We start from the raw sequence: 12193 nt of genomic DNA, 5'->3' as shown, positions 1-12193 counted from the left end.
ATCACCGGTTATACATTGGAATTGAAACCAAGAATACCTGAACAACCAAAGAAGAAGAATCCATTGAAAACAGAAATTCTAACTCGATAATTGACAGAATAGTGACAACCATTTTCAGGCATAGTCAAAGTATCAAGTAGCTAGAACCAAGAGTCAAGAACCAAGATTGGCTGACCAGAGATAACGTGCATAAAAAGTCCGTGGAATCAGTTGGAAAAAACCTTCCGATCCACGGACTTTCTTTATCCTGAATGGCAAACCAAAATATCGATCAAGCCTCTAGCTACTTTGTACTTGATACTTGCTACTTTCTAGAAGTCTCCTCCCACCCCGCAGCTTTCCCCTCTCAAAAGTAATCTTGCATCAGGCGCTCCTTCACCTCCCCCCTACCAACAAGAAACTCCCGACAGATCTGCCGGGAGTTTCTTTTTGTTTACACCGGGTTGCCCGGCGTGTGATGGTTTAGAAGATACCGATGTAGTGGTTGCCTGGCTCGTTGACCAAAGTGGCGCCTTTGGTGGCCACACCGGTTTTGGTGTTGATGATGTAGATGTTGCCGTCTTTGCCGGTAGGCGTCACTGCGACATAGACTTCATCTCCGTCCACTACGAAACCTTGGTACTGACCAAAATCCAAGTCAGCGTCGTACGGGATGTCAACTTTGGTAGCAGTCTTGGCCGCAAGGTCCACATAGGCGATATAGCCTTGGTCGCTGCCGCCATGGGTGTATAGCGCGATGGCTTTGTTGTCACCCGCATATCTCCACGCATCGACATAGACATCGTCCACTCCCAGCGCTGCATCGAGGCTGAAAACATAGGAGTTGTCATACTGGTTGGCGGAGGTGATTTTGAGGATGTGCGAGCCATTGGGATCACGCTGGGTAGCCTGGTAGATGGAGCCGTCCTCGGCCAGGAAGCTGTTGAAGCTTCTGTAGCCAGAGCAGTCACCAAAGCCTACAGTAGAGGTAATGACGGTCGGATTTTCCAGGGAAGGATAGTCCACCACGACGGTTTTGGTGCCCAGACGCTCGTAGTCGCCTTGGGTGGTTCCGGTAGCCACGTCGTATTTACGCATCCAGGTACCGATGAGAAGCTTATTGCCGGCTTGGTTCAGTACGGGAGCGTCCAGTCTGAAGATGGTATGGCCAGCCGCTTCCTCCTGTGGAGTCAATGGAATCTGATATTGTTTGAAAGCTGAAATCAGCGCGTTTTGAAGATCCAGTGCCAAAACAGTGGCTGTTCCTCTATAGTAGGCGAAAGGCGCGCTCGGGGTGGAGCCCCCAGGTGCGTTGTTGGCTTCGATATTGGCCACATTGACGGCTATTCCGGTTTTGTCCTCGTCAAAAAGCTTCACCCATCTCGGGGAAGTGCCCGCATATTGGGAGATGTTTACCGACACGTCCGCCTTTGGATATTCAGCGCCACCCTTCACGTCATACTTGGAAAATTCCCCGCCGTTGTCGCCGGTGTAGGCGATGTTGAAAAGAGTATTGCCATCCTCGGAAGACTGGAGACGAGCGGTTCGGTTGGAAGGCACTCCGTATCCATCCGCAAAAACGCTGATGCGTACGTCCGGATTTTTTGCCTCCTCCTTGCTTACCGAAAACACCTTGGTACCTCCGTTGCCGTCACCTGGGTTGGTGCCCATCAGCGCACCGGCCACCGTGATCCAGCGATCTTCGGTTTCGGTAGGCGGCGTCACTGGGTCTCCCCCGTTGTCAGTACAGCTTGCCAGAGCCGCAGCACCCAGCATAGCCGTTAGAAGTCCAAGATTTAAAAATTGCTTTTTCATAAATCGTACTAGTTAGAAATTATTGAGAGTGTAATTGATTTTTAGGTAAAAGCCCCTACCGGGCTTTTGGACGGCAAAATTGTCATAGGCCTGCTGGTCAAAGATGTTGCGCACGTCGCCGCTGATGACCAGCCTTTTGCTTGGGAATACATAGTTGACTCCCAAGTCTTGGATAAACTGACGTGGAGTCCGGAAGTCTTCGATCTCCAACCAAGTGGTGTAAAACCTGTCCACAAAGCCAAACCCGTAGTACAGGTTGACCACAGAATTGTCCTGGATGAGGTTGTTCAGGGCATACCGTATGGTGCTGTTGATGGTGAAAAAGGGCTCGTTTGGCAGCTGTTGGTTGTAGTAGGAGTATTCGTTGCCGTTCGGGTCGAGACGCATGTTGAACACCGAATTGAACTTCGACACATTGACCGACACGTTGAGGTTTTGCTTGAAGGAATAGGCCAGCTCCCCCTCAAATCCTATGGACTTGGTCTTTCCCAAGTTTTCGAAGGGATCTGTCTGCACCGCGTCGTTGAGACGGGGATTGATCCGCTGGACGATTTTGTCCTTGGTGTCCCGCACGAAACCAGACAGGTAGAGACTCAACTTGTGGTCTGCTTTTTCCAACGGGACAGCGCGAAACCCCACATTCAGGTTGTTGCTGATCTCCGGACGGATACCGATGTTTTCGATGATGTTGTCCCCCGGGCTTCCAAAGACCTCATTTTCGGAAGGAAGCCTAACCGCCTTCTCAGCCGAGGTGAGGATCGTGAATTTGGGATTCAGGGTGTAGGAAAGCGCCAGGCCATAGCCAGGCGTCTGCTTGTTGCTGGCCACCCGATCTTCGACTTTGACCATCTCGCCGTTTTGGTTTTGCAGCTTGGGGTCCATACGGTCGATCTTCTGCTGGTAGTACTTTCCAAAAAGGTTGGACTTCAGTCGGGAATCGAAGCCGGTGAATTCGTAGGCCAAGGCGGACACGTTCTTGATCAGATCCCGAGTACCGATAAACTCCCGCTCAATGGCTGGACGCATTTCGTCCCGTTGTTGCCGATCGATCTCGTAGTACATGTGGCTGAAAACGAGTCGGTGGTTTTTGGCAAAATCATAGTTGAACCCACTGCGGAAAGTCCCTACGTTTCGATCGATGTGGTTGATCGTTGGCGCTCCCTGCTGGGCTCCGGATGGGCGGCGGATGGGTTCGCCGTTTAGCCCGTAGCTAAGGTTCCCAAACCAGTCGTAGTTCCAGCGCACGGTGTCGTTGACCACCTGGTTTCGCTCGCTCAGCATTCCGCTGAAAGTCACCTCCAGGCCCTTGGCAATGAAATCGGACTTTCTGTAGTTCAGACTTAGCACATTGGACGAAGACTCGGTAAAGCGGCCCATGTAAGGGATCGTCATGTAGGTACCATGCTGGATTTCCTTGTAGTCATCCGAGCCGTTGTATCCGATGAGGAACTGGTCCGCCCACTTCACTCCGGTAAAGCCGACTTCCACCAGTCCTCCGACAGAGCGGTAGGCGTCGTTGAAACGTCTGGCACGGACATAGTCGTAGCGTCCGTTGGGCAGGATATTCCTTACAAACTTGCCCCAAACCTCATAGTCATTGTCCGAATAGTTGTAGAAGCCGGAGGCTTTTACGGTAAAGCCGGACTTGGCATCCCGGAAGCTCCCGTTGAAGTTAGCCTGCTGCGTGTTGAAGGAGCCGTAGGACAGGGACGCGCTCAGATTTGTCCCCACGCTCTTTTTGAGGATCACGTTGATCGCGCCGCCGAGGGCATCGTCCGCCAGATGGGCAGGGATCACGCCTTTGTAGATTTCGATGCGGTCGATCAGCGCAGGAGGAATGCTATTGAGGCTGAAAGAAGCCCCGTAGGTAGAGATCGGGATGCCGTCGATAAAAATGCGGACCGAGTTGCCCGACATACCGTTGAGATTGTAGTTTACAGCAGATCCCAAGCCTCCCGCCTGCCTCACCTTGACCCCTACGGATCGGTTGAGCAAATCATTGGTCTGCAGCGATTGCAGGGCGGCGCGCTTCGTCTCGATCACATTCACCGCAAAACCGGTCTCCTCGATTTCTTCCTTGACAGAGGCGCCTTGCACCAGCACTTCAGCGAGTTGCCTATCCCCCGCCCGTTGCAGGACAAAGGTCTGGCTGTGCTTCGACTGGTTGATTTCAATGCGGTGGGTTCCCTTTTGGATCTCCATGCTGGCAATTTCCAGCTCATGGTTGCCGTAGGGTATTTCCGGGAGGGAATAGTTGCCTCTCTCGTCAGAAAGGGTATGCTTCCTCAAAGCGGCGATATGCATGGTCGCATAGGCCACCGGAGTTCCATCCTCAAAAGTCAGTTTTCCCGAAATCGTTCCGGTCTGGGAAAAAACAAAAGTTGTATTCAAAAATCCTACGAAAGCCAGAGCCATCGCACAGAAAGCCATTTTCATCACCAGCGAATTATGCCGCGAAAATAAAGCTTAATTAGAATTAGTCTAAATATTATTAAATCTTTTTTGCCATGCCATTTCCCTCCCGACATTTTTTGACTTGGTAATATTTAAAAGTCAAGCGCTTACGCAAAACATAAAAAATCAGCCGAATCGGGATGTTCACCTCCCTTTCCAGCGGATTTTTGATTTCATGTCGTAGCCGTACTTGCTATTGGATACTAGGTACCCAAATCAGCAATTCCCATCCACATCGCAGCTTTCTCCATCCTCAGTTCCAGCCATTTTTAGCACCGGATTTTCCTTGGCATAATCCGCCCAGGCTTTTTCCAGCGTCTGGTCAAATACCTCGTCAGCCTGTGCTCCGGAGATGCCAAACTTCCGATCCAACACGAAGAAAGGAACACCTCTGACGCCCAGCTGGCGAGACTCATAAATATCTTGGTCCACAGCGTCTTCGAACCGTTCCGATTCAAGCATTTCGGCAACGTCGGCTTCGCCGAGTCCCAGCTCTTCTCCGAGAGACATCAAGGTCGCAAAGTCATCGACATTTTTTCCTTCGGAAAAGTACGCTTGCAGCAAGCGCTCCTTCATCTCCCCGCCTTTCCCAATGGCTTTTGCCATATGGATCAGTCGATGGGCATTTTTGGTGTTGGCGACCACAGCCTTGTCAAAGTCAAAGTCCAAGCCCTGCGCCGCTGCCATATTCACCACGTTGGAAGTGATCTCGCGGGTCTGCTCCATAGACCAGCCCTTGGACTGGGACAGGTGCTCCAGGGTGCTCAGGTTGGGATTCGTCTCCTGGTCGGGGTTGAGCTGAAAGCTCTTCCATTCGATTTCTATCTTGTCTTTTTGGGGGAATTTGTCCAGGGCTTTTTCCAGCTTTCTTTTCCCGATGTAGCAAAAGGGACAAACGACATCCGACCAAATTTCGATTTTCATGTGTGGATAAGTTAAGTTAATAGATGGCTCACCTGTCAGCCGACAGGCAGGTGGGATTTGAGGTTAGCAAAAATCAACTTTCAGACTAAAGTAACTCACGCCCGATTTCATGGCTTAGTTGATTTGATTATCTTCCAAATCGATAAACAGCCTAAAGAGTTCAACGGATCGTGAAAACCAAAGAATGCCCCTCCTGTGCCATGGAAGTAGATACAAAGGCCAAAAATTGCCCCATCTGCCAGTTTGAGTTTCCCAAGCGCTCCCCATGGATCACCTGGATGGCGATCTTTTTGGTTCTGGTCTGGCTACTTTCCTACCTGCTTTAATCCCGACCTTACCATGAAAAAACGCACTTTTCTGAAATCCCTCGCTGTGGCCGGACTTGGCTCCAGCCTTTTGCCCCAAAAGACTTCCGCCTTTTCCCTGGACAGGCTTGACTTTGCCGCGGATGACATCTGGGACCAGCTCAGGAAAGGCTACCGCCTCAATCCCGACTACATCAATCTGGAAAACGGCAACTATTGCTTTCTCCCCGAGGAAACGCTGGAAAAGTACATGAACCACATCCGGGACATCAACTATCAGGCGGCCTACTACATGCGGACGGTGCAGTTTGAAAACAAAGCCAAGTCCGCCGCTGCCGTTGCCAAGCTGCTGGGCACAGATCCCGAGGAAGTCGTTTTGACCAGAAATACCACCGAGTCCCTAGACCTGATCATCTCCGGCTATCCTTGGCAAGCGGGCGACGAAGCCGTGTTTGCCAATCAGGATTACGGCACGATGCAGACGATGTTTGAGCTGGCAGCCAAGCGCTGGGGAATCAAAACGGTCAAGATCGACATTCCCATGCATCCCAAAAGCGACGAGGAAGTCGTGGAAGCCTATCGCCAGGCCATCACACCAAAGACCAAGCTGATCATGGTGCCGCACATCGTCAACATCACCGGACACATCCTCCCTGTGCGGAAGATCGCCGATATGGCTCATGTCCAGGGCGTGGAAGTCATGCTGGACGGAGCGCATGCCGTGGGGCAATTTACCTTTGACCTGCACGAGCTGGACTGCGACTACTATGGCAGCAGCCTGCACAAGTGGCTGAGCGTGCCGCTGGGATGTGGGATGTTGTATGTGAAAAAGGACAAAATCTCCAAGATCGAGCCCCTGCTCGCACCCGGCAACCTGGAACTGAAAACCATCTCCTATCTCAACCACATCGGTACCCATCCGGTCCATACGGACCTCACAGTGCTGGATGCCATAGATTTCCACAATCGGATCGGTGGAAAAAAGAAAGAGGAACGCCTGAGATTTTTACAGAAATACTGGTCAGACCAGGTCAGAAACCATCCCGGAATCACCGTCAACACGCCAGAGGAAGCAGAGCGATGCTGCGGCATTGGCAACGTGTGGGTGGAGAAAATGAGCCCGGCCGACATGGGCAAGGTACTTTTCGAAAAATACAAGATCTACTCCGCGCCCATAGACGGGGCTGGCGTCAAAGGCTGCCGCATCTGTCCGAATGTTTTTACCACAACCGGGGAACTAGACCAGTTGGTAAAAGCTTTAAAGGAAATGGCGGCCTAAGTGACGAAAAATTAATCGGCAAAATACCTGGTCTGGAAAAGATAAAATTGTGGTAACCATTAACCAATGGACAATCCGGGGACGGAGCCGCAATTTTTTGGTATTTTTCTTGCAATTAGTTTTTCAACAAACAACATTTGCACCCTCAAAAGCATGATTTACTCCACAGACATAGCATCCTATTCGGCTCCGGCATTCGGCTGGGTGATGGCGCGCATTGCTATGCCTGATTTTTCTCCTTCGAGGAGGAACAGGTTTACTTTTAGGGTTTGACCCTATGATATTTACTGTTTTCCCACCTGGAAAACACCCCTCGCCTAATTCCGTAAGTAAATTTCAACCCAAGTACTGGTCCTTCCGGACGGTTCAATTCATGTCTTATCCATGGAAGAAGTCTCTTTCAAAATCATAGTAGCTGATCCCTCTCACAAGATCTATTCGACCCAAATCACCGAGGAAATGGAAAGTTCTGCGAAAGCCCGCGGAACTGGCATTGCCAAGCGTAGCCCTGCCTACATCGAAACCAAGATGGACGAAGGCAAGGCGGTGATAGCCCTGTCCTCCGATGGTCGCTGGGCGGGATTTTGCTACATCGAGGCTTGGGGACATGGAAAATATGTCGCCAACTCCGGCCTCATTGTTTCCCCAGAGTTTAGAAAGTATGGCCTTGCACGCAAGATCAAGCAGGAAATCTTCAAACTCAGCCGTAAGAAATACCCCGATTCCAAGATCTTTGGCTTGACTACCGGCGCGGCGGTGATGAAGATCAATTCCGAGCTGGGCTATATCCCGGTGTCCTATGCTGACCTCACCGACGACCAGGAGTTTTGGAAAGGCTGCCAAAGCTGCGTCAATTATGAAATCCTGACTTCCAAAAACCGTCAGAACTGCATCTGCACTGCCATGCTCTATGATCCCCAGGCCAAAAAGAACCACACGGAAGACTTGGCGCTGCGGGATGATTTCAAAAAAGACCTAAAACTGTTTGACCGATGGGTCAGACTCAAAAAATACATGATGCTCAAGCTGACCAAGTCAAAGGATTCGGTCAAGAGCATTTTCCTTTAACCAATTTCCTTCGGGAAACCAACCTGTTTAGACATCATGAAGAAAGTCGTTTTAGCCTACAGTGGGGGCTTGGATACCACCTTTTGCGCGCTTCACCTGACCAAAGACCTGGGCTACGAAGTCCACGCGGTCATCGTAAACACCGGAGGTTTTTCTAAAGAAGAGCTGGCCACCATCGAAGCCCGCGCCAACACTTTGGGCGTTGCTTCCTTCAAGATTTTGGAAGTACTCGATACTTACTATGAAGAGGTGATCAAGTATCTTGTTTTCGGCAACGTGCTGAAAAACGCCACCTACCCCCTCTCCGTATCGGCCGAGCGAATCCTCCAGGCCAAGTCTTTGGCTGAATACGCCAAGTCCATCGGAGCGAAGGCCGTGGCCCACGGCTCTACCGGCGCTGGCAACGACCAGGTTCGCTTTGACATGATCTTCCAGACCATCGTGCCCGATATCGAGATCATCACCCCGATCCGCGACCTGAAGCTTTCCCGTCAGGAGGAAATCGACTACCTGAAAAAGCACGGCGTGGAGATGAACTTCGAAAAGGCAGCCTATTCCATCAACAAAGGAATTTGGGGAACTTCTGTGGGAGGAAAGGAAACCCTGACTTCTTCCGACTTCCTTCCCGAGGAAGCTTGGCCTACCCAAGTGACCGAAACAGAGGCGAAAGAGATCAAGCTGACTTTCGTTCAAGGAGAACTCAAGGGCGTGAATGGCGAGTCTTTTGAAAACTCTGTCGATGCGATCCAAAAGGTTCAGGCGCTGGCTGCTCCCTACGGCATCGGCCGCGACATCCACGTGGGTGACACCATCATCGGGATCAAAGGCCGCGTAGGCTTCGAGGCTGCCGCCCCGATTGTCATCATCAAAGCACACCAGTTGCTGGAGAAACACACCTTGACCAAGTGGCAGATGTTTTGGAAAAACCAGCAGGCCGAGTTCTACGGCAATCACCTGCACGAGGGCCACTACCTGGATCCGGTGATGAGAAACCTGGAGGCTTTCCTAGCCAGCACGCAGGAGTTTGTGAGCGGAGACGTTCGCGTGTTGCTCCAGCCGTATCGATTTACCCTGTTGGGGATTATTTCCGACCACGACCTGATGTCCTCCAAGTTTGGCAGCTACGGCGAGATGAACAAAGGCTACACCGGCGAAGATGTGAAAGGCTTCACCCGAATCCTGGGCAACCAAACCGCCATCTTCCATAAAGTAAACAGCAATGACTAAGATCAAAACCGCGGTGATCGGCGCGGCAGGATACACCGGAGGCGAGCTGCTTCGCCTCCTCGTCCACCATCCTGCCTGCGAACTGGTCTGCGTGCATTCCAATAGCCAAAAAGGCAAAAAAGTAAGCGAAGTCCATCCCGATCTGATCGGCGACTGCGACTTGGTTTTTACCGACAAAGTACCTGCTGAAGGCGTAGATGCCGTTTTCTTGGGATTGCCACATGGCGAGACCAAGGGATTTTTGGAAAAGCATCCCTTTGCTCCTGAGACGGTCATCATTGACTTGTCCACCGATTTCCGTAACGAGTCCAATGGCTTTGTCTATGGACTTCCGGAAGTAAACAAGGCTAAAATCCAGTCTGCAAAGAAAATCGCCAACCCAGGCTGCTTCGCCACCGGCATTCAGCTGGCCTTGGCTCCGGCTATCGCCAAAGGCTGGGCCAATGGGAGCATCCATATCTCCGGCATCACGGGTTCTACCGGTGCAGGAAAGAAACTGGCCGAGACTTCCCACTTCAGCTACCGCACCGGCAACATGTCGGTGTACAAGCTTTTTACCCACCAGCACCTGAAGGAGATCAAGCAGACTTTTGGGCAAATCAATGCTGACTTTGGTTCAGAACTGCTTTTCGTCCCCTATCGCGGCAATTTCTCCCGTGGGATTTGGGTGACGGCGTATTTTCCTTTCGAAGGAACGGAGGAAGAAGCTATCGAAGCCTACAAGGAATTTTACAAGGATGCCGCTTTCACCCATGTGTCCGACCAGGACATCGACCTGAAGCAGGCAGTGAATACCAACAAGTGCATCATCCATGTGCAGAAGGAAGCGGGCAAACTGGTGGTCTACTCCGCGATTGACAACCTGCTAAAAGGCGCGTCTGGACAGGCGGTGCAAAACTATAACCTGGCCTTTGGACTGGAAGAGAGGATGGGGCTGAGGCTGAAGTCCATCGCTTTTTGAAGTTTTTGACGCGAAAGAAAAGCACCGAGGGATGCCTCGGAGATGGACTCGCAAGCCAGCGTCGTAAATCATCAATCCAAAATCAGAACTCAAAATGAATTTATTCGACGTATATCCCCTGATCCCCGTCACATTGACCAAAGCCCAAGGCTGCAAGCTTTGGGACGAAAACGGGGCGGAATACCTGGATCTCTACGGCGGCCATGCCGTGATCTCCATCGGACACACCCATCCCCACTACGTCAAGCGTCTCAAGGATCAGCTGGACTTGATGGGCTTTTATTCCAATTCCATCCAGATCCCTATCCAGCAGGAATTGGCCACCAAGCTCGGCGAGCTCTCTGGCCTACCGGATTACCAGCTATTCCTAGCCAACTCCGGCGCTGAAGCCAACGAAAACGCCATCAAATTGGCGTCCTTCGCCACCGGAAAATCCGGCTTTGTCGCCTTCAGCGGCGGCTTCCACGGAAGAACTTCCGGCGCAGTCGCTTTGACCGACAATCCCAAGATCGTCGCTCCCTGCAACACACGCGAGGATTTCCACATCGTTCCCTTCGGAGATCTGGACGCGGTAGAGGAAGCCTTGAAGACCAATACCATCGCTGGCGTGATCGTAGAAGGCATCCAAGGCGTGGGCGGCATCCAGGTTCCTTCTGAGGACTTTCTTCGCGGTCTTTCTTCCCTTTGCAAAAAATACGAAGCCAAACTCATCCTCGACGAGGTGCAGTCGGGCTATGGCCGAACCGGGAAGTTTTTCGCTTTCCAGTGGGCTGGCATCCAACCTGACCTGATCTCCATGGCCAAAGGCATGGGCAACGGTTTTCCCATCGGCGGATTGTTGATTTCTCCAGAATTCAAAGCAAGCTACGGTTTGTTGGGAACCACTTTCGGCGGAAATCACCTTGCCTGCGCGGCTGGGCTGGCCGTGCTGGAAGTGATGGAATCCGAAAATCTCCAGGCTAAGGCAAATGAACTGGGCGAGAAAGTGATGGCCGAACTCAAGCAAATCCCCGGAGTCCTCGAAGTCCGCGGAAAGGGCCTGATGATCGGCATCGACCTCGACCGTGATGCGGGACCTGTGCGCTCCGAGCTGGTGAAAAAATACAAGCAATTCACCGGTTCGGCCTCGGCCAAGCAGACCATTCGCCTGCTTCCGCCTTTGTCGGTCGAGTGGAATGAGCTAAATTCGTTTTTGATCGCTCTCAAAGAAATCTTAGCCACCGACTGATAGATGAAGCATTTCACGCAATTTGAATCCAAAGAGCTGGGTCAGGAACTGATTGACCTGGCTCTTTCCTATAAAGCCAATCCCCGACTCGACCTGGCCAAAGGGCAGGGCAAACGGGTGGGCTGTATTTTTTTGAACCCCTCCCTCCGAACCCGCGTCAGCACCCAGATCGCCGCACAAAATCTCGGCATGGAAGCCATCGTCCTCAACATGGACAAGGAAGGCTGGGCGCTGGAGATGAAGGAAGGCGCGATCATGAACAAAGGCACCGTGGAGCACATCAAGGATGCAGCGGGTGTCTTGGGCAGCTATTTTGACATCTTGGCGATCCGAGCTTTTCCCTCCCTGACCAACCGGGAAGAAGACGTCAACGACTTTGTCTTCGGCCAGTTTGTGAAATATTGCGGCATACCGGTGGTCAGCTTGGAGTCGGCCATCCGCCATCCGCTTCAAAGCCTCGCGGATCAGATCACTATCCGGGAGTTTTCCCTGGAAAAGAAAAAACCCAAAGTTGTGCTCACCTGGGCTCCCCATATCAAGGCGATCCCCCACGCGGTAGCCAACAGCTTTGCGGAGTGGACCGTCGGGATGGGACATGACCTCACGATCACACATCCTGCCGGATACGAGTTAGATCCGAAGTTTTCCCAAGGCGCGACCATCGAGCACAACCAAAGCAAGGCGCTGGAAGATGCGGATTTCGTGTATGTCAAAAACTGGTCGGGATTCAACGACTACGGGAAAATCATCAGCACCGACCCGAGCTGGATGCTGACCGAAAAACACCTAAAAAACGCCAAAAACGCCAAAGTAATGCACTGCCTGCCCGTCAGGAGAAACCTGGAACTCTCCGACGAGATCCTGGACGGGGCGCGCTCTTTGGTGCAAAAACAAGCCGAAAACAGAATCTACGCAGCCCAAGCGGTGATCAGCACCCTGTTGGGTTGATGCCT

10 protein-coding genes are annotated in these 12193 nt (G+C 51.9%); 7 read left to right on the top strand and 3 right to left on the bottom strand.

The features are described 5' to 3' along the window. Window positions 1-462 precede the first annotated feature (462 nt). The 3 genes from J0A68_RS14150 to J0A68_RS14140 all read right to left on the bottom strand — a co-directional run bounded on the left by J0A68_RS14150 (window position 463) and on the right by J0A68_RS14140 (window position 5172). Window positions 463-1794, bottom strand: a complete 1332-nt coding sequence (locus J0A68_RS14150) for a DUF4374 domain-containing protein (protein WP_206578859.1) — start codon at window positions 1792-1794, stop codon at window positions 463-465. A gap of 12 nt (window positions 1795-1806) precedes the next feature. After that, window positions 1807-4230 carry a TonB-dependent receptor gene (locus J0A68_RS14145; RefSeq protein WP_236025597.1) on the bottom strand — a complete coding sequence of 808 codons (2424 nt, stop codon included), beginning with the start codon at window positions 4228-4230 and terminating at the stop codon, window positions 1807-1809. A 234-nt stretch (window positions 4231-4464) separates the two neighbouring features. Next, entirely contained in the window at window positions 4465-5172 is a 708-nt protein-coding gene (locus J0A68_RS14140; protein WP_206578858.1) for a DsbA family oxidoreductase, read from the bottom strand. A gap of 200 nt (window positions 5173-5372) precedes the next feature. Between J0A68_RS14140 and J0A68_RS22945 the strand changes: the two genes are divergently transcribed. The 7 genes from J0A68_RS22945 to J0A68_RS14110 all read left to right on the top strand — a co-directional run bounded on the left by J0A68_RS22945 (window position 5373) and on the right by J0A68_RS14110 (window position 12188). Beyond that, the gene (locus J0A68_RS22945) at window positions 5373-5498 is read left to right on the top strand and encodes a hypothetical protein (protein WP_262898028.1); all 126 of its coding nucleotides are present in this window, start codon (window positions 5373-5375) and stop codon (window positions 5496-5498) included. A gap of 13 nt (window positions 5499-5511) precedes the next feature. Then, window positions 5512-6756, top strand: coding sequence for an aminotransferase class V-fold PLP-dependent enzyme (locus tag J0A68_RS14135; RefSeq protein WP_206578857.1), 1245 nt, complete (start codon window positions 5512-5514; stop codon window positions 6754-6756). Window positions 6757-7140: 384 nt separating this feature from the next. Beyond that, entirely contained in the window at window positions 7141-7824 is a 684-nt protein-coding gene (locus J0A68_RS14130) for a GNAT family N-acetyltransferase (protein ID WP_206578856.1), read from the top strand. Between the two features lie 36 nt (window positions 7825-7860). Beyond that, window positions 7861-9051, top strand: a complete 1191-nt coding sequence (locus J0A68_RS14125; RefSeq protein ID WP_206578855.1) for an argininosuccinate synthase — start codon at window positions 7861-7863, stop codon at window positions 9049-9051. Next, window positions 9044-10012 carry an N-acetyl-gamma-glutamyl-phosphate reductase gene (argC, locus tag J0A68_RS14120; RefSeq protein ID WP_206578854.1) on the top strand — a complete coding sequence of 323 codons (969 nt, stop codon included), beginning with the start codon at window positions 9044-9046 and terminating at the stop codon, window positions 10010-10012. The genes J0A68_RS14125 and argC overlap by 8 nt, the downstream gene beginning before the upstream one ends. 94 nt (window positions 10013-10106) lie before the next feature. Then, the gene (locus J0A68_RS14115) at window positions 10107-11240 is read left to right on the top strand and encodes an aspartate aminotransferase family protein (protein WP_206578853.1); all 1134 of its coding nucleotides are present in this window, start codon (window positions 10107-10109) and stop codon (window positions 11238-11240) included. Between the two features lie 3 nt (window positions 11241-11243). Continuing rightward, window positions 11244-12188, top strand: a complete 945-nt coding sequence (locus J0A68_RS14110; protein ID WP_206578852.1) for a Rossmann-fold NAD(P)-binding domain-containing protein — start codon at window positions 11244-11246, stop codon at window positions 12186-12188. Window positions 12189-12193: the final 5 nt, after the last annotated feature.

Origin of the sequence: Algoriphagus oliviformis, from assembly GCF_017254915.1 — a bacterium.
Classification (GTDB): domain Bacteria; phylum Bacteroidota; class Bacteroidia; order Cytophagales; family Cyclobacteriaceae; genus Algoriphagus; species Algoriphagus oliviformis.
The sequence above is the reverse complement of the archived record's forward strand: the minus strand, read 5'-3'. Positions and strand labels throughout refer to the sequence as shown.

Excerpts from the sequence above, each read along its gene's own strand:
- J0A68_RS14150 (WP_206578859.1), bottom strand. The coding sequence starts at position 1,794 with ATGAAAAAGCAATTTTTAAATCTTGGACTTCTAACGGCTATGCTGGGT.
- J0A68_RS14145 (WP_236025597.1), bottom strand. The coding sequence starts at position 4,230 with ATGAAAATGGCTTTCTGTGCGATGGCTCTGGCTTTCGTAGGATTTTTG.
- J0A68_RS14140 (WP_206578858.1), bottom strand. The coding sequence starts at position 5,172 with ATGAAAATCGAAATTTGGTCGGATGTCGTTTGTCCCTTTTGCTACATC.
- J0A68_RS22945 (WP_262898028.1), top strand. The coding sequence starts at position 5,373 with ATGGAAGTAGATACAAAGGCCAAAAATTGCCCCATCTGCCAGTTTGAG.
- J0A68_RS14135 (WP_206578857.1), top strand. The coding sequence starts at position 5,512 with ATGAAAAAACGCACTTTTCTGAAATCCCTCGCTGTGGCCGGACTTGGC.
- J0A68_RS14130 (WP_206578856.1), top strand. The coding sequence starts at position 7,141 with ATGGAAGAAGTCTCTTTCAAAATCATAGTAGCTGATCCCTCTCACAAG.
- J0A68_RS14125 (WP_206578855.1), top strand. The coding sequence starts at position 7,861 with ATGAAGAAAGTCGTTTTAGCCTACAGTGGGGGCTTGGATACCACCTTT.
- argC (WP_206578854.1), top strand. The coding sequence starts at position 9,044 with ATGACTAAGATCAAAACCGCGGTGATCGGCGCGGCAGGATACACCGGA.
- J0A68_RS14115 (WP_206578853.1), top strand. The coding sequence starts at position 10,107 with ATGAATTTATTCGACGTATATCCCCTGATCCCCGTCACATTGACCAAA.
- J0A68_RS14110 (WP_206578852.1), top strand. The coding sequence starts at position 11,244 with ATGAAGCATTTCACGCAATTTGAATCCAAAGAGCTGGGTCAGGAACTG.